At 73.5% G+C, this 20,211-nt stretch carries 16 protein-coding genes; 6 read left to right on the forward strand and 10 right to left on the reverse strand.

The features are described from left to right. Positions 1-110: 110 nt before the first annotated feature. The 4 genes from AB0N27_RS21160 (at position 111) to AB0N27_RS21175 (ending at position 6,658) form a co-directional block, all read left to right on the forward strand. Positions 111-947, forward strand: coding sequence for an MBL fold metallo-hydrolase (locus AB0N27_RS21160; RefSeq protein WP_364372337.1), 837 nt, complete (start codon positions 111-113; stop codon positions 945-947). Further along, positions 944-4,528: an adenylate/guanylate cyclase domain-containing protein gene (locus AB0N27_RS21165; RefSeq protein ID WP_364372340.1), complete on the forward strand. Its 3,585-nt coding sequence runs from the start codon at positions 944-946 to the stop codon at positions 4,526-4,528. The genes AB0N27_RS21160 and AB0N27_RS21165 overlap by 4 nt, the downstream gene beginning before the upstream one ends. 132 nt (positions 4,529-4,660) lie before the next feature. Continuing rightward, on the forward strand, positions 4,661-5,140 hold the full coding sequence (locus AB0N27_RS21170; RefSeq protein WP_364372343.1) for a hypothetical protein: 480 nt from the start codon (positions 4,661-4,663) through the stop codon (positions 5,138-5,140). Between the two features lie 30 nt (positions 5,141-5,170). Then, positions 5,171-6,658 carry a serine/threonine-protein kinase gene (locus tag AB0N27_RS21175; RefSeq protein WP_364372346.1) on the forward strand — a complete coding sequence of 496 codons (1,488 nt, stop codon included), beginning with the start codon at positions 5,171-5,173 and terminating at the stop codon, positions 6,656-6,658. Here AB0N27_RS21175 and AB0N27_RS21180 read toward each other — a convergent pair. The 10 genes from AB0N27_RS21180 to AB0N27_RS21225 form a co-directional block, all read right to left on the reverse strand. Further along, positions 6,645-6,986 (reverse strand): hypothetical protein, encoded by a 342-nt coding sequence (locus tag AB0N27_RS21180; protein WP_364372349.1) that lies wholly within the window; start codon positions 6,984-6,986, stop codon positions 6,645-6,647. The genes AB0N27_RS21175 and AB0N27_RS21180 overlap by 14 nt on opposite strands. 129 nt (positions 6,987-7,115) lie before the next feature. Beyond that, entirely contained in the window at positions 7,116-8,279 is a 1,164-nt protein-coding gene (locus AB0N27_RS21185) for an acyl-CoA dehydrogenase (RefSeq protein ID WP_364372352.1), read from the reverse strand. Continuing rightward, the gene (locus AB0N27_RS21190) at positions 8,279-10,255 is read right to left on the reverse strand and encodes a biotin carboxylase N-terminal domain-containing protein (protein ID WP_364372355.1); all 1,977 of its coding nucleotides are present in this window, start codon (positions 10,253-10,255) and stop codon (positions 8,279-8,281) included. Before AB0N27_RS21190 ends, AB0N27_RS21185 begins: the two co-directional genes overlap by 1 nt. 71 nt (positions 10,256-10,326) lie before the next feature. After that, positions 10,327-11,928 (reverse strand): carboxyl transferase domain-containing protein, encoded by a 1,602-nt coding sequence (locus tag AB0N27_RS21195; RefSeq protein ID WP_364372359.1) that lies wholly within the window; start codon positions 11,926-11,928, stop codon positions 10,327-10,329. After that, positions 11,925-13,133, reverse strand: a complete 1,209-nt coding sequence (locus AB0N27_RS21200) for an acyl-CoA dehydrogenase family protein (protein ID WP_364372362.1) — start codon at positions 13,131-13,133, stop codon at positions 11,925-11,927. Before AB0N27_RS21200 ends, AB0N27_RS21195 begins: the two co-directional genes overlap by 4 nt. After that, a complete protein-coding gene (locus AB0N27_RS21205; RefSeq protein ID WP_364372364.1) occupies positions 13,130-14,809 on the reverse strand; it encodes an acyclic terpene utilization AtuA family protein in 1,680 nt (559 codons plus the stop codon). Before AB0N27_RS21205 ends, AB0N27_RS21200 begins: the two co-directional genes overlap by 4 nt. Then, positions 14,806-15,603: a TIGR03084 family metal-binding protein gene (locus AB0N27_RS21210; protein ID WP_364372367.1), complete on the reverse strand. Its 798-nt coding sequence runs from the start codon at positions 15,601-15,603 to the stop codon at positions 14,806-14,808. Before AB0N27_RS21210 ends, AB0N27_RS21205 begins: the two co-directional genes overlap by 4 nt. 36 nt (positions 15,604-15,639) lie before the next feature. Next, positions 15,640-16,260 (reverse strand): TetR/AcrR family transcriptional regulator, encoded by a 621-nt coding sequence (locus tag AB0N27_RS21215; protein WP_364372370.1) that lies wholly within the window; start codon positions 16,258-16,260, stop codon positions 15,640-15,642. 356 nt (positions 16,261-16,616) lie between these two features. Then, positions 16,617-17,360, reverse strand: a complete 744-nt coding sequence (locus AB0N27_RS21220; RefSeq protein WP_364372373.1) for a metallophosphoesterase family protein — start codon at positions 17,358-17,360, stop codon at positions 16,617-16,619. A gap of 113 nt (positions 17,361-17,473) precedes the next feature. Further along, positions 17,474-18,151, reverse strand: a complete 678-nt coding sequence (locus AB0N27_RS21225; protein ID WP_007073398.1) for a Crp/Fnr family transcriptional regulator — start codon at positions 18,149-18,151, stop codon at positions 17,474-17,476. Between the two features lie 143 nt (positions 18,152-18,294). On the opposite strand from AB0N27_RS21225, the gene AB0N27_RS21230 reads away from it, so the two are divergent. Beyond that, positions 18,295-18,957 carry an adenosylcobinamide amidohydrolase gene (locus AB0N27_RS21230; RefSeq protein WP_364372377.1) on the forward strand — a complete coding sequence of 221 codons (663 nt, stop codon included), beginning with the start codon at positions 18,295-18,297 and terminating at the stop codon, positions 18,955-18,957. Between the two features lie 56 nt (positions 18,958-19,013). Then, positions 19,014-20,189, forward strand: coding sequence for a CapA family protein (locus AB0N27_RS21235; RefSeq protein ID WP_364372380.1), 1,176 nt, complete (start codon positions 19,014-19,016; stop codon positions 20,187-20,189). The last annotated feature ends 22 nt before the right edge of the window (positions 20,190-20,211 follow it).

Genomic DNA, 20,211 nt, shown 5'->3' on the forward strand with positions numbered 1-20,211 from the left:
GGCCGCGATCTTGCACTTTCTGCCCCGACGAATGCCCTGAAGGGGCATGAATCAGCAGCAGCAAGTGCAAGATCGCGGGGCGGGGTGACCGGGGTCGTACGATCGCAGCCATGAGCGGGCACGTGACGGGGGCGGTGGCGGCGCTTGCCGACGAGTTGCCCCGCTGGGTTTCTCTGCTGCGCGCGCCGAACCCCGGCCCGATGACCCTCGACGGCACCAACACCTGGGTGCTGCGCGCCCCGGCGGCGGAGTACGCGGTGGTGATCGACCCGGGGCCCGCCGACGAGGGGCACCTGACCCGGATCGCCGAGTACGGCCCGATCGGGCTCGTCCTGATCACCCACGGCCACCCCGACCACACCGAGGGCTCCGCCCGGTTGAGTGACCTGCTCGGCGGAGCGCACGTCCTCGCCGTCGACCCGGCGCACACAATCGGCGGCGAGCCGCTGACCGAGGACGGCGAGCACCTGGGCGGCTACGGCCTCGACATCCGCCTGCTGAGCACCCCCGGGCACACCGCCGACTCGGCCTGCTTCCTCGTCGAGCACGACGGCGAACGGGTGGTCCTCACCGGCGACACCATTCTCGGCCGGGGCACCACAGTCGTCGCCCACCCAGACGGGCACCTCGGCGACTACCTGAGCAGCCTGGAGCTGCTGTCCGCGTACACCGGGATCCCGGCGCTGCCGGGCCACGGCCCGGCGCTGGCCGACTGCGCCGCCGCCGCCGACTTCTACCTGGCCCACAGGCGGGCCCGGCTCGACCAGGTCCGGGCGGCTGTCGACGCCGGCGCCCGCACCCCCGCCGAGGTGGTCGCGGTCGTCTACGCGGACGTGGACCGCTCGCTGTGGTGGGCGGCCGAATGGTCGGTCCGTGCCCAACTGGAGTATCTGGGCGTCGCCACCGGGGAATCCGCGCCGGGGGTCAGTGGGTTGGAGCACATGTGACCTGCCCGGTGTGCGGAACTGTCGCCGTCCCCGGCGCGCGGTTCTGCCACAACTGCGGTGCCGCGCTGCCGGCCGCCGCGACGTTGCCGGCGGCCGAGCGCCGGGTGGTCACCGTGCTCTTCGGCGACCTCTCCGAGTTCACCTCCTGGTCGGAGGATCTCGACCCGGAACGCGTCGGCGCGGTCACCGACCGGGTGCTCGCGGCCCTCGCGGGCGCCGTGAAGACCTTCGGCGGGCACGTCGACAAGCTGACCGGCGACGGGATCATGGCGGTGTTCGGCGCCCCCGTGGCGCACGAGGACGACGCCGAACGCGCGGTCCGCGCCGCCCTGTCCATGCAGCGGGCGGTCCGTCGGGTGCTCGACGACGAGCGCGGCGGCGGCGCGCCGCTGGGCCTCCGGGTGGGGCTCAACACCGGCGACGTCATCGCGGGCATCCAGGCCGCGATCGAGTACACGGTCATCGGCGACACGGTGAACACCGCCGCCCGGCTGGCCGACGCCGCAGCCGTCGGCGCGGTCTACGCGGGCGGGCGGACCGCCGCCGCCACCCGGCACGTCGCGTCCTGGCGGGCACTGCGCCCGCTGCGACTGAAGGGCAAGCGGGAGCCGGTCGAGGCGTACGAGCTGCTGGGTCTGCTGGACGCGCCGGGCACCCGCTCGGGGCTCGGCGACGAGGCGCCCTACGTCGGCCGGGAGACCGAGATCGGTCGGGTGGCCGGTCGGCTCGCCGAGGTGATCGACCAGGGCGACCCGCGGGTGCTGTTGATGACTGCCGAGGCGGGTATCGGCAAGTCCCGGTACGCGGCCGAGGTGGAGCGCCTCGCGGCCGGGTACGACGTGGGCGCCGGCCGGTACGCCGCGCACACCGGCGCCCGGGTGCTGTCGGTGCGTTGCGCCGCCTTCGGTGAGCGTCGCCGTCTCGCGCCGCTCGCCGACCTGGTCCGCGCCGCCGTCGGTCTGCCCAGCGACGCGGCCACCGCGTTGACCCGACCCGCTGTGGAGGAGCGACTGCGCCGGCTCGGCCAGCGACTCACCCGCGCCGGCGGCGAGGTGCCACCGATCGCCACGGAGCAGTTGCTCGCCCTTCTCGGCTACGCCGAACTGCCCGCGCACACGGGCACCGACAACGGTGAGTGGGGCGGCGCGGCAGCGTTGACCGCCGACGCCGAGGCGGTGCCGAACGCGGTCGCCGACCTGCTCAGCGGGCTCGCCGCCGAGGCACCACTGGTGATCGTGGTGGACGACCTGCACGACGCAACGGCCGAGACGATCCGTGCCCTCGGGCTGACCCTGTCCCGGCTCAGCGGCCCGGTGCTGGTGCTCCTGCTCGGGCGTCCCGAGCTGGTGCGTACCGCAGGCGCGTTGACCCGGGTCGCGGACGCCGAGGTGCACTCCCTGCCGCCACTGCGCGGGGCCGACGCGGCCCGCCTGCTCACCAGCTACCTCGGTGGGGGCAAGCTGCCGCAGGCGGACGCCGACCGGCTGCTCGCCACCGCCCAGGGCAACCCGTTCTACCTGGCCGAGCTGGTCACGCTGCTCATCGAACGCGGGGCGCTCACCACCGCCCCCGGCGCTCGGGACCAGGGTTCGTCCGGCTGGCGGCTGGCGCCGGGCTCGTTGGGCAGCCGGCTGCTCTCCCGGGACCTCGCCGCCGTGCTGGCCGCCCGGATCGACGCGCTGCCACCGGACGCCCGTTCGGTGCTGCGGGACGCCGCGGTCGTCGGCGACACGGTGCCGACAGGTGCGCTGGAGGCGCTGCGGGAGCAGCGCGCCGGCCGCGACGGGCGGCCCTCGGCGGTGGTCGCCGTGGAACTCGACAGGGCGGTGGAGGAGCTGCTGCAACGCCGGATGCTGCACCGCACGCGTTCCGGCTACGCGTTCGCGACGCCCCTGATGCGCGAGGCCGCGTACGCCGGGGTGAGCAAGGCGGAACTGGCCGAACGGCACGCCGCGCTGGCCCGGTGGGCGGCACCCGTGGACGGGGCCGCCGCCGGCACGGTGGGCGGGTTCACCGAGGAGGCACGCGACGACTTCGTGGCGACGCACGTCGAGCGGGCCGCCCGGCTCGCCGACGCGGTGAAGCTGCGCCCGGACGCGCCGGCCCGGGCGGTGGGCCCGCTCGGGGTCGCCGCCCTCGGTCGGGCGGCCCGCCGGTCGCTGTCCGCCGGGGAGCCGGCGATGGCGGTGGAGTACGCGGAACGCGCCGCCGAACTGGCCCGCGACGGGGTGCCGGCCGCCGACCGGGTCGTGCACGCACGGGCGTTGCTCCAGATCGGCCGGGTCGTCGACGCGCTCGCGTTCGCCGAGAAGATCGCTGCGAACACGGGCGACGAGGCGGTACGGGCAAGCGCTCTGCTGCTCGCCGGTCAGGCCCAGCAGACCCTCGGCGACCAGGGCCGGGCGGTGTCCGCCTGGCAGGAGGCGTTGCAGGTCGCCACGGCCGGCGGCCTGCCCACCCTGCGCGCCTCGGCGATGCGCCGGCTCGGCATGGCCGACTTCGTGGGCGGACGGTTGAGTCAGGCGAGCAGTCGGTTGGCCGCCGCGTACCAGGTGAGCCTCGGCGCGCAGGACCGACGCGGGCAGGCGTGGTCGTTGCAGAACCTGGCCTGGGTGACCACCACCCGGGGCGACTTCGCCGGCACCGACGCGGTGCTCGGCCGGGCCGCCCGGCTCTTCGCCGAGCTGAAGGACCCGTACGGGCGGGCCTGGCTGCGGGGCACCACCGCGTTCGCCCGCCTGCTCGCCGGGCGGTTGGGCGAGGCGTGTCGGCTGGCGCAGGTCTTCCTGCCCTTCGGTGAGCGGGTCGGCGAGGCGTGGGCGGTGGGCACGCTGCGCGCGGTGGCGGCGTACGCCACGGCCGAGCTGGGTGAGCTGGCCGAGGCGGACCGGGAGGCACGACGGGCGTACCGCGAGTTCGCCGCGGCGTCCGACGACTGGGGGCGTGGCTTCGCGCTGGTGGTCCGTGCCGTGGTGGCGCGCGGGCTGGGCGAGCCGGAGCACGCTGCGGACCTGCTGACCGACGCCCTGTCGTACGCCGAGTTGACGTCGCACCCGCTGCTCACCGGGATGGCCGGGACGCTGCGCGGCTTCGTGGCCCTGGACATGGGGGACTGCGAGACGGCCGAGCGGGTGGCCCGTGAGGTGCTGACCGCTGTGGAGCCGCACAACCCGCAGGCGCCGGCGCAGGTCGCGCCCCGGGTGCTGCTGGCCACCGCCCGGCTGGCGGCCGGTGACCCGGCGACCGCGGTCGGTCTGCTCGCCCCGGTGGCGACGGTCGCCGCGAGCGCCCCGTCGCTGCTCTTCTCCCGCCGCCAGACGATGGCCCGGTACGCGTCGGCGCTGCTGGCGCACGGTCAGCGGGAGCAGGCGCTGGACTGGGCGCGGCGGGCGGTCACCGCGCCGGCCGAGGACGTCCGCAGCCAGGTGATCGCGGCAGGTGTGCTGGCCGAGGCGCTGGCGGCCTGCGGCCATCCGCAGGAGGCGCGCGCCTGCGCGGACGAGGCGGTACGCCTGGCGTACGCGACGGAGCAGCGCAGTGAACGCGCCGAGGCGGACGCCCTGCGCGCCCGCCTCTCCTGACTGGAACTCCTTGATCAACCGGCCGGGGTTTCTGCCGGTTCCGGGGATGTGGTCGTCGGACCTACCGGCTAGCGTGTTGGCACCGTCGGTGGTCCACAGTGGTGATCGTCGCCGTGCCTGGGGAGGCTCTTCATGAAGCTGCCGCGTTCCATCGCGGGCTGGACCATTGCGGTCTTCGGTGTGCTGGCGCTGGTGATGGGCGCGGTCGGGCTGCTCTGGCCGGAGGCGCAGCTGCGCATGCTCGGTCTCGAGGTGCCGCAGACGCGTGCCGTCGGTGACCACACGGGCACGTTCCTGCTGGCGTCCTCGATGGCGGCGTTCAACATGGGCGTCTACTACCTGCTCGCGACTGTCACCGAGTGGCGGGTGTTCTACCGCTTCACAGTGGTCTTCCGGCTGGTCACGTTCACCGTGTTCACCATCGCCGTGCTTGCCGACATCGCGCCCGACCGGTTCTTCGGGGTGGCCGCGTGGGAGGGGCTGGGCGCGGTGGCCACCGCGATCGGTCTGCGCCTGGACGCCCGGCGGGGCGGCGTCGGGGTGGCGCCTGCCGTCGACGCGTCGGGCGACGTCGGGGACGCCGGTGCCGCTCCGGCGGACGCGGTGCGCTGAGCCGCCGGCCGGGTTGGGTATTTTCGAGCAGTGACCGACACCCCGACCGGAGGTTTGCCGGTGCCGAACGTGCCCGGCCTGACCGATCTGCGGGTGTTTGCCCGGGGTGGTTACGCGACCGTCTACCAGGCCACCCAGATCTCGGTCGGCCGTGAGGTCGCCGTCAAGGTGGAGAACCGGACGCTCGACAACGAGCGGGACCAGGCCCGCTTCCTGCGTGAGGCGCGGGCGGCCGGCCGGATGTCGTCGCACCCGCACGTCGTGGACCTCTTCGACGTCGGGGTCACCGTCGACCAGCACCCCTACCTGATCATGGAACTCTGCGACGGGTCGTACGCCGAACGGATGCGCACCTCGCCGCTCGGCCCGGTCGAGACCCGCGACCTCGGCATGAAGATCGCCGACGCGCTCGCCCACTCGCACGCCGCCGGGGTGCTGCACCGGGACGTCAAGCCGGCAAACATCCTCTACTCGAACTTCAACTCCGCGGTGCTCGCCGACTTCGGGCTGGCCGTGCTCGCGGAGCACCGGGACGCCTCGGTGACCCTGGAGGTGCTCACCCCGGCGTACGCGCCGCCGGAGATGTTCAGCCACAGCCCGCCGTCCCCCGCCGTCGACGTGTACGCGCTCTGCGCCACCCTCTACGCGGTGATGCACGGCCGGCCGCCGCGCTGGCAGTCCGAGCGCAATCCCAGCCTGGTCACCGTGCTGGAGATGTTCAACCAGCCGCTCCCCGGCCTGCCCGGCGTACCGGACGAGCTGATCGACGTGCTGCGCGCCGGCATGGCCAACGACCCGGCCGAGCGGCCCTCCGCCCTCGAACTGCACGAGATGCTCGCCGGCCTTCCCCTCGGCCCGCCGGTCAGCGGCGCTCCGGTCAGCGGAGGGGCCTACTCCGGCCCGTACGTGGCCAGCCAGCCATTGCCCCGACCTGCCGTGGAGGACACCCAGCAGGCGGCCCCCGCCGGCCGGCGCTGGCGACGGCGCTGGTTCCTCGGCGGCGCGGGTGCGCTCGCGCTCGCCGCCTCGGCCACCGCAGGTGCCTGGGTGGCCGGCAGTGCGCCGCCGCCCGGGCCGTCCCCCTCCGCCAGCCAGGTCGCCGCACCGGCCACCGGGCCGCTGCCCGGCTGCACGACAAGCGCCGGCGCGCCGACCGCCCTGCCCGGCGGCGCCCGCTGCCTGCCCGAGCTGGAGTGCTTCGGCCCGATGCGGATCCGTGGGAGCCGCGCCGAGGCGGCCCGCGTACCGTGCGTCGGCCCGCACACCTGGGAGACGTACGCCGAGGGTCTGCTGCCGGTGCCGCTGGTCGGCGCCGAGTACGACGAGGTGGTCGCCGCCGAGCCGGTACGGCAGGTGTGCAGCGCCACCACCTTCCGGTTGACCACCGGGATCGCCGAGGCGACCGGTTGGCACCTGGAGGTGCTGCCGCCCGTCGAGGGCAGCGTCGACCGCGCCTACCGGTGTCTGGCCGGGAAGGGCGTGAACGCGCTAAGCGCGCCCACCCTCACCGATCGCTGAGCCCGCCCGACCCTCGCCGCCTGTCCCGCACCGCGCGCAACGCGTCCCGGCTGTCCAGCGCGTCGAGGGTGTCGGCGTCGAGGCCGTAGGGCATCAGCTCGGGCGGTCCGGCCGCCAGTGGGCGCTCCGCCGGCTCGGGGGCGTCGCCCTGCCGGGCTGCCGAGGCGGCCACTCCGGCGACCATGGCCAGCAGGACGCAGAGCAGTGCGAGCACCACGCCCACCAGATCCTGGCGGCGCCAGACGGCAAGCGTGACCAGCGGCGCGAGGGCTCCCAGCCCCGCGATCACCGCCACCGTCCGCGCATCGGGCCTGGGCAGTCGACTCACCCCTCCAGCATGTCCGGCTCCGGCCGACTGTCAACCGCAGAGCCGACCGACGCGCCGGTCGTCCGGCCGCCCCGACGTGCCCGGCCCGTACGCACGCAGTGGACCCGAGCCTCGGCTCACCCGCCCCGCTCAGTAGGACTTGTCCTGGCCCAGGACGTGTTGGGCGACGAAGTTGAGGATCATCTCGCGGCTGACCGGGGCGATGCGACCGGCCCGGACCGCGCCGAGCAGGGTCGCCACCCCGTACTCGGTGGTCATGCCCGCCCCGCCCAGCGCCTGGACGGCGGTGTCCACGGCGAGTGCGGCGGCCTCCCCGGCCGCGTACTTGGCCATGTTGCCGGCCACTCCGGCCTCCAGGTCACGGCCGGCGTCGTACAGGGTCGCCGCCTTCTGAATCATGAGGCGGGCCAGTTCCACCTGCACTGCCGCGTGGGCGAGGGGATGCGACACGCCCTGGTGCGTGCCGATGCTCCGGCCACCCCAGACCTTGCGGGTGGCGGTGTAGTCGCTGGCCCGCTCGATGGCGTACCGGCCGGTGCCGGCGCCCATCGCGGCGACAGTGATCCGCTCCGGGTTCAGCCCGGCGAAGAGCGCCGGCAGGCCGGCGTCCAGTGACTCGCCGAGCAGCGCGTCGGCGGGCACCCGCACGTCGTCCAGGTAGAGCAGGAACTGGTTCTCCGGGGACACGATCTCCATGTCCAGCTTGGACCGGGTCAGCCCGGCGGCGTCGGTCGGCACCAGGAACAGCGCCGGCTTCAGCTTGCCGGTGGAGGAATCCTCGGTACGGGCCACCACCAGCACGTGACCGGCCTCGTCGACCCCGGAGATGTAGCACTTGCGGCCGTTGAGCAGCCAACCGTCGCCGTCCCGTCGGGCCACCGTGCTCAGGCGGTGGAAGTTGGAGCCGGCGTCCGGCTCGGTGATCGCGAAGACGATCTTCTGGGTGCCGTCGGCGAGGCCTGGCAGGTGCCGTTTGCGCTGCTCCTCGGTGCCGTGCCGGGCGAGCACCGTCGCGGCGATGGCGGGGGAGACCACGAGCAGCAGCAGCGGGCAGCCGGCCGCGGCCAGCTCCTCGCAGACGATTGCCAGCTCGGTGATGCCGCCGCCCCCGCCGCCGTACTCGGTGGGGATGTTGACCCCCAGGTAGCCGAGCTGTCCCGCCTCGGCCCACAGCTCGGTGGTGTGCTCGCCGGCCTTCGCCTTCTCGACGAAGTAGCTGTGGCCGTAGCGGCGGCCCAACGCCCTGACGGCGTCGCGCAGCTGGTCCTGCTCGGGGGTGAGGTCGAAGGTCATCAGGAGTTCTCCTCGGCGTTGTCGATGACGGCGAGCACCGCACCGGTACGTACCTGACCGCCGGCCGGCACCGGCAGCTCCGCGACCACTCCGTCGATCGGGGCGACCACGGGATGCTCCAACTTCATCGCTTCAAGCGTGAGCAGCGGTTCGCCGGCCGAGACCCGCTGGCCGACCTCGACGTGCACCCGGGTCACCGCGCCGGGCAGCGGCGCGAGCAGCGACCCGGCCGCCAGCTCCGCCGTCGGCAGCGGGAGACGCGGCAGCTCGGTGAGGCTCGCCGCCCCGTCCGGGCCGTCCACGAAGACCTCCGACCCCACCCGGTGTACGCGGTACGCGCGGCGAACCCCGTCGACGTCGAGCACCACCCGGCCCGGGGTGGCCTCGACGAGCGCCACTGTCAGGTCGGCGCTGCCGGGGTCGGGGGACCATTCGGCGAGGGCGCCCGTGCGGTCGAGCCGGTAGCGGACCTCGATCTCACCGTCCGGGCCGGTGAAGCGGGTGACCTGCGGGACGGCCGGCACGTTGCGCCAGCCGGACGGCAACCCGGCCAGGACCTGGGCCTCGGCGCGACGGCCGGCGGCCGAGGCGAGCGCCGCCGCGAGCGCGACCACCGGAAGCTGGCCGGCGGGCAGTAGCGGCGCGAAGACCTCGGAGTGCCGGTCCAGGAAACCCGTGTCGATCTCGACGGCGGCGAACGCGGGGCTGCGCAGCACCCGGACCAGCAGGTCCCGGTTCGTGGTCACCCCGTGCAGCTCGGCCCGGGCCAGCGCGCCGGCCAGCAGCCGGCTCGCCTCGGTGCGGGTACGACCCCAGGCCACGAGCTTCGCCACCATCGAGTCGTAGTGCACGCCTACCACCGAGCCGGCCACCACACCCGAGTCGAGCCGCAGGCCCGGCCCGCTCAGCCCGCCGAACTCGGCCGCCACCTGGGGGACGGCGAACCGGTGCAGGGTGCCGGCCGCCGGGCGCCACCCCGCCGACGCGTCCTCGGCGCAGAGCCGTACCTCGATCGCGTGGCCGGTGCTCGCGCCGAGGGTCGCCGGAAGCGGCTGACCCTCCGCGACGAGCAGTTGCAGACCCACCAGGTCCAGGCCGGTGCACAGCTCGGTGACCGGGTGCTCCACCTGGAGTCGTGTGTTCATCTCCAGGAAGAAGAACTCGCCGCCCGGGGCGAGCAGGAACTCCACGGTGCCGGCGCCCAGGTAGTCCACGGCCCGGCCGGCGGCCACCGCCGCCTCGTGCAACGCCGTCCGCACCGACTCCGGTACGACCGCCGGCGCCTCCTCGACGATCTTCTGGTGCCGGCGCTGGATCGAGCACTCCCGGTCACCCAGGGCCACCACCCGGCCTGCGGCGTCGCCGAAGATCTGCACCTCGACGTGCCGGCCGCGCTCGACGTACCTCTCGATGAAGACCGTGCCGTCGCCGAACGCCGCAGCGGCCTCACGGCCCGCCGAGGCGACGGCCTCGGCCAGCCCGTCGGCGTCCCGGACGATCCGCATCCCCCGCCCGCCTCCGCCGGCGGACGCCTTCACCAGCACCGGAAAGTCGGTCACGTCGGCGGTGTCGGTCCAGCTCGGCAGCATCGGCACGCCCGCCTCGGCGAGCAGCGTCTTCGCCGCCAGTTTGTCACCCATCGCCGCGATCACCTTGGCCGGCGGGCCCACCCAGGTCAGCCCCGCGTCGGTCACCGCCGCCGCGAACTCGGCGTTCTCCGCGAGGAACCCGTAACCCGGGTGGACGGCGTCCGCGCCGCTGCGCCGGGCCGCCTCCAGGATCAGATCGACCCGAAGGTACGTCTCGGTGGGCGTGTCCCCGGGCAGCCGGACCGCATGGTCGGCTTCGGCCACGAACGGCGCGTCCGCGTCCGCGTCCGAGTGCACGGCTACCGTCTCCACGCCGAGCGCCCGGCAGGTCGCGAAGACCCGGCGGGCGATCTCCCCCCGGTTGGCGACGAGTAATCTCGAAATCACTGAGCCTGCCCTTCGTTCGCGACTGCCGGACTCCGCTTCGCTGTGTTCCTCGTGCTCACCGGACCAGCCCCCTACATCCGGAAAACGCCGAAACCGTCGGCGCCCTTCACCGGGCCGTTGTGGATCGCCGAGAGGCAGAGCCCGAGGACGGTCCGCGTGTCCCGGGGATCGATCACGCCGTCGTCGTAGAGCCGGCCGGAGAGGAACAGCGCGCCGGACTGCGACTCGATCTGCTGCTCGACCATCATCCGCATGGCCGCGTCGGACTCCTCGTCGTAGTCGCGCCCACGAGCGGCGGCGGCCTGCCGGGCCACGATGGACAGAACCCCGGCCAACTGCGCCGGTCCCATCACGGCCGACTTCGCGTTCGGCCAGGTGAACAGGAACCTCGGCTCGTACGCCCGGCCGCACATGCCGTAGTTGCCGGCACCGTACGAGGCGCCCAGGTTGACAGTCAGGTGCGGCACAGTCGAGTTCGACACCGCGTTGATCATCAGGGCGCCGTGCTTGATGATGCCGCGCTGCTCGTACTCGGTGCCGACCATGTAGCCGGTGGTGTTCTGCAGGAAGATCAGCGGAGTGTCGGAGGCGTTGGCGAGCTGGATGAACTGGGCCGCCTTCTGCGCCTCCTCGCTGAACAGCACCCCCCGGGCGTTGGCCAGCACACCGACCGGGTAGCCGTGCAGCTCCCCCCAGCCGGTGACGAGCGCGTCCCCGTACGCCGGCTTGAACTCGTCGAAGTCACTGCCGTCGAGGATCCGGGCCAGCACCTCACGCGGGTCGAACGGCACCTTCAGATCGGCGCTGGCGATGCCGAGCAGTTCCTCCGGGTCGTACTTGGGTGGCTGCGGGACGGCCGTACGCGGCGCCGGGCCGTGCTTGCGCCAGTTCAACCGTCGTACGCACTGCCGGGCCAGCCGGATCCCGTCCCGCTCGTCGGCAGCCAGGTGGTCGGCGAGCCCGGACGTGCCGGCGTGCATCGCCGCGCCGCCAAGCGACTCGTCGTCGGTGACCTCACCGGTGGCCATCTTCACCAGCGGCGGTCCCGCCAGGTAGACCTGCGACCGGTCCCGAATCATGATCACGTGGTCGGACATCCCCGGCACGTACGCGCCACCTGCCGTGGCGTTGCCGAAGACCACGCTTACCGTGGGGATGCCCGCCGCCGAGAGCCGGGTCAGGTCCCGGAACACCCGTCCGCCCGGGATGAAGATCTCCGCCTGGGTGGGCAGGTCCGCCCCGGCCGACTCGACCAGGTTGACCATCGGCAGCCGGTTGGCCAGGGCGATCTCGCCGGCCCGCCGGGTCTTGGCGAGCGACCACGGGTTGACCGCGCCACCCCGGACCGTCGGGTCGTTGGCGACGATCAGGCACTCCACGCCCTCGACCACACCGATGCCGGTGACCACGCTGGCCCCCACCGGGAAGTCAGTGCCGTACGCGGCGACAGGCGACAACTCCAGGAACGGGCTGTCCGCGTCGACAAGCAGTTCGATCCGCTCCCGGGGGAGCAGCTTGCCCCGCTTGTGGTGCCGGGTGACGTACTTCTCGCCGCCGCCCGCCCGGGCCTGGTCCAACGCGGCGTCCAGCTCGGCCAGCCGTTCCAACAACGCGGTCCGGTTCGCCGCGTACCCGGGCGCGGACCTGTCGATCGCGCTGTCCAGGATGCTCATAGGCCCATGCCCTTCGCGATGATCTCGTTCATGATCTCCGTGGCGCCGCCGCCGATGCCGAGGATCCGGGCGTCGCGGTAGTGCCGTTCCACCTCGGCGTCGCGCAGGTAGCCGAACCCGCCGTGCAGCTGCAACGCCTGGTCGACGACCTGGTCGCAGGCGGCCACCGCGACGTTCTTGGCCATCGCCACCTCGGTCACGACCGGCTCGCCGGCCGCCACCCGCACGGCCACCTCGTGCACGTACGCCCGGGCCGCCTCGGTCCGGGTGTGCATCTCGGCCAGCCGGTGCCGGATCACCTGCCGGCTGGCAAGCGGACGCCCGAAGGTCTCCCGGTCCCGGCACCAGCGCGTGGCCAGCTCGACGCAGCGCTGCGCGGTGGCGTACGCCTGGGTGGCCAGCGAGAGCCGTTCCGCGGCGAAGTTCTGCATGATCGCCAGGAAGCCGGTGTCCTCCGCGCCGATCCGGTTGGCCACCGGCACCCGTACGTCGACGAAGGACAGCTCGGCGGTGTCCGAGCAGTGCCAGCCCAGCTTCTCCAGCCGGCGGCCCACGGTGAACCCGGGGCTGTCCTTGTCGATGACCAGCAGGGTGAGGGAGCCGCTGCCGGGGAAGTCGGTGCAGACTGCGGTGGTCACGAAGTCCGCCCGGTGCCCGCTGGTGATGTACGTCTTCGACCCGTTCACCACGTAGTGGTCGCCGTCGCGGCGCGCGGTGGTGCGGATGCCCGCCACGTCGGAACCGCCGTCCGGCTCGGTGATGGCAAGTGCGCCGATCATCGTGCCCGCCAGGGTGGGCCTGACGTACCGCTCGATCAGGTGGTCGTCGACGGGCGCGGAGGTGCCGCCGATCCGGCCGCCGATCCGGCCGCCAAGCGAACCGCCGACGCCCACTCCCGCCGCCGCGACCATGTGCGGCAGCGCGATGCCGTGCGTGAACAGGGCCGCGATCAGGCCGGACGAGCCGCCGGAGCGGATCATCTCCTCGGTCACGATGATCGAGTCGAGCAGGTCCCCGCCGCTGCCTCCCACCGACTCGGGGAAGCCGATGCCGAGCAGGCCGATCTTCGCGGCTGTCTCGTGCAGGGCGCGGGGCACCTCGCCGGCCCGCTCCCAGTCGTCCAGGTGCGGCAGCACCTCCCGGGTCACGAAAGCCCGGGTCAGCTCGCGCAGTTGCCGGCGCTCGGGTGTGTCCACGATGCTCAAAGGCTCGCTCCCGTCGGCACGTCGGCCGGCAGGTCGACGATCCGGGCGCGCAGCAGCTCACCGAGCGCCTTGGCCTGCGGGTCGAACCGGGTGGACGCGGCCACTCCCGCCCCGAGCAGGCCCTCGATCACGAAGTTGACAGCCCGCAGGTTCGGCAGCTCGTAGCGCCGTACCGTCAGCGGCCCGGTCTCCGGCAGCAGTTCGGCCAGCCGCTCCACGGTCAACCAGGCGCGCAGCCACGCGTACCCGGCGTCGGAGCGCGCCCAGACACCGAGGTTGGCGTCTCCGCCCTTGTCCCCGGAGCGCGCGCCGACCAGCTCGCCGAGCGGGCCGCGCCGGGTCGGGCCGTCCACCGCCGCCGCCGGGTCGCCGGGGACCGTCTCGTCCTCGGAGGTGGCGGCGGTACCGATCGGCGGGGCGATCGGCACCCGCGCGCCGTCGGGCAGCACCGCGACGTGGGTGACGTCGTCCTGTGGGATGTCGTCGGAGGTGAACACGCCGTACGGTGTCGCGTCGCCCGGCAGGGTGGTCAGCGTGCATCCCGGGTACGAGGCCAACGCCAGTTCCACAGCCGCGGCCGAGAACGCCCGCCCGGCCCGCGCCTTGTCACTGTCGCGCAGGTGTACGTGCAGCAGTGCGCTCGCGGCCTCGGTGTCGGCGGCGTCCGGGTGGTCGGTGCGGGCGAGCGTGAACTCCAGCCCGTCCTTGCCCACTGCCTCCTCGATCTGCCCCCGGACCAGCGCCGCCTTCGCCTCGATGTCCAGTCCGCAGAGGACGAAGGTCATCGAGTTGCGGAACCCTCCGAGGTTGTTGACGCCGACCTTGAGCGTGGGCGGTGGCGGCGTGCCACGGACACCGGAGACCCGGACCCGGTCCGGCCCCTCGGCTCGCAGCGTCACGGTGTCCAACCGGGTGGTCACGTCCGGCCCCAGGTACGCCGGCCCGCCGATCTCGTAGAGCAGTTGGGCGGTGACCGTCTCGACGGTGACCGCGCCGCCGGTGCCCTGGTGTTTGGTGAGCACGGTGGAGCCGTCCGGGTACACCTCGGCGATGGGGAAGCCGGGGCGGCGCCCGCCGTCGGGCAGTTCGGTGAAGAAGCTGAAGTTGCCGCCGGTGACCTGCGCGCCGCATTCGACGAGATGTCCCGCGACTGTCGCCCCGGCCAGCTCGTCGAGGTCGTCGCGGCTCCACCCGTAACGGGCGATGGCCGGGCCGACGACAAGCGACGCGTCGGTGACCCGCCCGGTGACCACCACGTCCGCTCCACCGTCGAGGCAGGCGGCGATGCCGTACGCGCCGAGGTAGGCGTTGGCGGTCAGCGCGTCCGGCCGCCCGATGGCGTCACCCTCGACGTACCCGACCCGGGCGGGCAGGCCCAGCCGGGCGGCGAGGGTCTCGATGGCCGAGGCCAGGCCGGCGGGGTTCAGTCCGCCGGCGTTCGTCACGATCCGTACCCCCCGGTCGAGGGCGGTGCCGAGGGAGGTCTCCATCTGGCGCAGGAACGTCTTCGCGTAGCCGAGGTCGGGGTCGCGCAGCCGGTCCCGACCGAGGATCAGCATGGTCAGCTCGGCCAGGTAGTCGCCGGTCAGGACGTCCAGTTCGCCGCCGTCGAGCATCTCCCGCCAGGCGGTGAACCGGTCGCCGTAGAAGCCGGAGGCGTTGCCGATGCGGATCACGCCCGTACCCCGTTCGCGCTGTTCGGCTCGCGGCCGTCGCCAGGCGGCCCGGCGAAGGCCTGCGCCACGTCGAGCCACTCGTCGGCGACCGGGCCGGTGGCCAGCAGGGCGAGGTCCGCGCGGTGGCGGCGCTGGGTGACCAGCAGGCAGAAGTCCCGGGCCGGGCCGCTCACCCGGTCGGCGGCGTCCACCGGCCCCCAGGTCCACGTGTCGCCGTCGGGCGCGATCAGCTCGACCCGGACCGGCGTCGTGGGCGCCTCCCGGCCGTGGGCGGCGAAACCGTGCCCGAGGGTACGCACACCCAGGTGCGCGACGTGCCGGAGCCGGTCGGTGGCGGGACGGACGACGCCGAGCGTGTCGGCCACGTCCTCACCGTGTGCCCAGGTCTCCATGAGCCGGGCCGTGGCCATCGAGGTGGGCGACATCCGGGTGCCGTACCAGGGCAGCTTCGTTCCGGCCGGGACGGCGGCCAGGGCGTCGACGAGTGCCGCCCGGCCGGCGCGCCAGCGGGCGAGCAGTTCGGCCGGGGGTGCCAGGAACTCCTCCGCACCCACGTCCACCATCCGGGTCACGTCCGGCGCGGAGGTCACCGTCGCGTAGAACGCCTCCGGGTCGGTGGCGGCCAGCAGCGCCACGTGGTCGGTCCAGGCGAGGTGGGCGATCTGGTGCCCGATGCTCCAACCCGCCGCCGGGGTCGGCCAGGCCCAGTCGGTCGCGGGCAGCGGGGCCACCAGGGAGTCGAGGCCGGCGGACTCGTCGGCCAGGTCCGTGAGCAGGTCGGTGAGGTCGACCATGGTGCCTCCGGTGGGTGGGGCCGGTGCGACCGGCGGTCAGGGCGTGAGCAGGGTGGCGAGTTGCCGCTTCCAGGTGGTCAGCAGGGCGGTGCGGCGGGCTGAGTCGTCGCTGAGCAGGTTGGCCACCCCGAGCCCGCGCAGGAGGTCGAGGGTCGCCTGCACCGCCTCGCGGACGCCGGGTCGGCGCTCGTCGACATCGAGCAGGGAGACGGTGAGGCGGTGCATCTCCCGGCCGACTGTCGCCTCCAGTGGCACCAGGGCGTCCCGGAGCTCCCGATCGGTGCGCGCGGCGACCCAGAGCTCGAGCGCGGCCACGAAGAGCGGCCCGGTGAACGCCGCCCCGAGCAGGTCGACCACGCGGTCCAACCGTTGCGGGCCGGCCGGCAGCGCCTCGGCCTCGGTGCGCAGCTCGTCGGCCCGTCGCTCGGCGAGGTGGGCCACGGCAGCCGTCACCAGCGCCGCCTTCGTCGGGTAGTGGTGCAACTGGGCGCCCCGCGAGACACCGGCCCGGGCGGCGACCACTGTGGTGGTGGTGCCGGACCAGCCGTGCTCCACCAGGCAGTCGACTGTCGCCTCCAGCAGCCGGGCCTGGGTGGCGCGGCTGCGCTCCTGCTGAGGAACCCGCGTCGCGCCGGCAGATGTTGATGCGGTGGACACGGCAACAGCGTGCGGCCTCCGAAACAAACAGTCAAGACTGACTTTTTGTGGCCGGCTCGATGATCGTGCTCGGATCGAGCCGACCTCGGGTGCCCTCCAAGACCCCTGTCGAGCTGCCCCGCAAGTGGGGTAACGACAGCGCGCATCTGCCACTCCCGGGCCCTGTCGAGCTGCCCCACGGGTGGGGCAGCGGCGATACTTGGCCTGGCCCAGATCTGGGGCAGCTCGACAGGCAGCAGAGAAGGTCCTCAGGGCCTCAGCTGATTCGGCGGCGTCGGCTGAGCGGCCAGCCGAGGCCGTCTGCAACGACGAACTGCAAGCAACGTCAGGGCCGTCTGCAGCACTGGGCGGGTGGGTCAGCGGCCGTCGCGGGGGCCGAAGACGGCGAGCGCGTCGGCGTCGCTGTGCTGCGAGCGCAGGTACTCGTCGGCCCAGGCGGCGGCGTCGGGGAAGGCCGACTCCGCCGCCACCCGCGCGCACGCCGCGTCCACGTCGAAACGGGTACGGCGCAGCTGCACACCCGGCCCGAGCAGGGCCCACCACGCGCCCGTGCCCCCGTACGGCATGCCCACGCTGCCCGGGTTGACCACCAGGCGCCTGTCGACAAGCCGGGTGAAGGGCATGTGCGTGTGGCCGCAGACCACCGTGGCGACCTCGGCCGGGAGACCGCCGAACACCTCCGCCCATCGCGCCATCCGCGAGTCGACGAGGACGACCTCCTCGTCGTCGCGGGGCGTCGCGTGGCAGAACAGCGTCGGTCCGAGCCCGTCGATCTCCAACGTCACCGTCGCGGGCAGCGCGGCCAGTCGGGCCACCTGGTCCTCGCGAAGCTGCCCGCCGGCCCAGTTGGACACCTCGAAATCGGCGAGCCGGCCGGCCCGCGCGTCGATCAGCTCACGTTCGCAGTTGCCGCCCACCCAGCGGACCCGGTCACCCAGGTCGGCGAGCACATCCAGCACCTCGACCGGCTGCGGACCGGCCGCGATGTCGCCGGTCAGCACGATCAGGTCGGCGGCGGCGACGTCCGGCTCCGCAAGTACGGCCTCCAGAGCGGGCAGTACGCCGTGGATGTCGGAGAGCACCGCAACGCTGTTCACCATGGCCCTACCCTCACCGCCTCGGCCGCCCCGAGCCAGCATTTCTGCGCCAGGCAGACGAAAACGTCCCCGCCCTCCGTCGGTGACGGGAGGCGGGGACGGACCGTACCGCTGTCTCAGACGCGGGCGCGGCGAGCCAGGCGCTCCGGGTCGAGGATGATGATGCTCTTGCCGTCCAGCCGCAGCCATCCGCGCGAGGCGAAGTCGGCGAGCGCCTTGTTCACCGTCTCGCGGGAGGCGCCGACGAGTTGGGCGATCTCCTCCTGGGTCAGGTCGTGGGTGACCCGCAGCACGCCGCCGTCGCGGGTGCCGAAGCGGCCCGCCATCTGGAGCAGGTTCTTCGCGACCCGACCCGGCACGTCCGTGAAGATCAGGTCGGCGAGCGAGTCGTTGGTCCGGCGCAGCCGCCGGGCGAGCACGCGGAGCAGCTGCTCGGCGATCTCCGGGCGGTTGTTCAGCCACGGCCGCAGCGCCTGCTTGCGCAGTCGCACCAGCCGGGTGTCCGTCACCGCGGTGGCGGTGGCCGTACGCGGACCCGGGTCGAAGAGCGACAGCTCACCGACCATGTCCGACGGGCCCATCACCGCGATCAGGTTCTGCCGGCCGTCCGCGGCGCGGCGACCAACCTTGATCTTCCCGGACAGCAGGATATAGAGACTGTCGCCGGGCTCGCCCTCATTGAAGACGACCTCGCCCTTGCGGACCTCGATCGTCTCCATCTCCTTGGCAAGCGCCTCGGCAGCTTCCGGGTCGACACCCTGGAAGATCCCGCTGCGGGCCAGTACCTCATCCATCGCGCACCTCCGGTTACGCGTGCCGTCCGTCGGCCGGGTCCGCCGTCCGCTGATCCCCTCGCGCGCCGCCAAGTCTAGGCGCACGTGAGCACGAATCAGAGGTCGGCCCTGGAATCTTGATCGGTAGGCGTAACCTGCCCGACGTGCTGAGCGAGCCAACTCTGACCAGTCGCACCGAGGACGGGCGGCGCGTCCCGCTGCTCGTCTGGCGCGCCGACGTGCCACTGCGGGCGGTCAGCAGCGGCCCGCTCGGCGGTGGAATAGGCCTCCGGCGCTGGGTCCTGAACGCCACCGTACCGATGTCGTACGACCGGGACGACCCGGCCGCCCACCTGGCCGCGCTCGCCGCGGACCTGGCCCTCGACGGGCCCGGGGTGGGCCTGCTGACCGGCGTCGACGTGGCCGAGGTGGTGGGTCGCACCGACACCGGCGTGCGGGTCTGGGCGACTGTCGGCCTCGGCATCCCGGTGCTCGCCGCCGCTCCGACCCCGGCCGCGCTCGCGCAGCCCGTCGGCACGGTCAACATCGTGGTGTACGTGCCGGCCCGGCTCGCCGACCCGGCGCTTGTCAACGCGGTGGCCACCGCGACCGAGGCGAAAGCTCAGGCGATCATGGAGCTGGGGTTGCCGGGCACCGGCACCCCTACCGACTCGGTCACCGTGCTCTGCCCGGTGGACGGGCCGGAGGCCGCGTACGGCGGACCGCGCTCCGCCTGGGGCGCCCCGCTGGCCCGCGCGGTGCACGCGGCGGTGCTCGCCGGCGGCGACAGGCCTGTCGTTCCCTGGTCCGAGCAGCTCACCGGCTGAGGTTCCACCCGATCGGCCCTCGTCGGCGCGTTTGCCGGCCGGTAGGGTCGCGGGCGATGTATGCTCCCGCCCCCCTCGCGTCCCGCCCGCGTCGCCGCGTCGCCCTCGGCCTCGCCGCGCTGCTTGCCGCCCTGCTCGTCGCCGGCTGCGCCGACCCCGGCGGTGGTGAGGGGCCGGTCTGGCAGCCGGGCGCCGGTGGTGGTGGCACCGGCGCGCCGGTGACCACGGCCGGGCCGAAGGGCGGCGGCGACGCCCCGGCCGGGGGTGCGATCTCGCTCTCCGCCACCGGCGACATCATCATGGGCAACGCGCCGAGCCGACTGCCCGCAGCGGGGGGCAAGGGCTTCTTCACCTCGGTCACCGAGGCACTCAAGGCCGACCTGGTGATGGGCAACCTGGAGGAGCCGCTGACGGTGGACACGGGCACCGGCAAGTGCGGGGCCAACTCCACCCGCTGCTTCCAGTTCCGGGCACCCCCGGAGTACGCGGCGCACCTGCGCGACGCCGGCTTCGACGTGCTCAACCAGGCCAACAACCACGGCTACGACTACGGGCCGAAGGGGTACGAGAACACCCGCAAGGCCCTGGAGAAGTACGACCTGGAGCACACCGGGGCGCCGAACCAGATCACAGTGGTCGACGTCAAGGGCGTCAAGGTCGCCGTGGCCGGCTTCTCGTCGTACGTCTGGTCGAACAGCCTCGTCGACATCGCCGCCGCCAAGGCGGTGGTCGCCAAGGCGGCCACCCTCGCCGACCTCGTGGTGGTGCAGGTGCACATGGGCGGCGAGGGCGCGGACAAGACCCGGGTGAAGCCGGGCACCGAGATGTTCCTGGGCGAGAACCGGGGCGACCCGGTCAAGTTCTCCCACGCCATGATCGACGCGGGCGCCGACCTGATCGTCGGCCACGGGCCGCACGTGCTGCGCGGGATGGAGTTCTACCAGGGGCGGCTGATCGCGTACAGCCTGGGCAACTTCGCCGGCGGCGGCAACTCGCTGAGCAACACCGGCCGGCTCGGCTGGGGTGGTGTGCTCAAGGTGTCGCTCAAGCCGGACGGCAGTTGGGCCGGCGGCTCGTTCACCTCGACGTACATGAACTCGGCGGGCAAGCCGACGATGGACCCGGACGACCGTGGTCTGGGCTTGGTCACCGAGCTGAGCCGCACCGACTTCCCCAAGGGCGGCGCCCGGTTCGACGGGCAGGGCAGGATCAGCGCGCCGACGGCGGGTTGACCCGAGCAGGAACGTCCGGGGC

The organism is Micromonospora sp. NPDC093244 (genome assembly GCF_040683695.1).
GTDB lineage: Bacteria > Actinomycetota > Actinomycetes > Mycobacteriales > Micromonosporaceae > Micromonospora.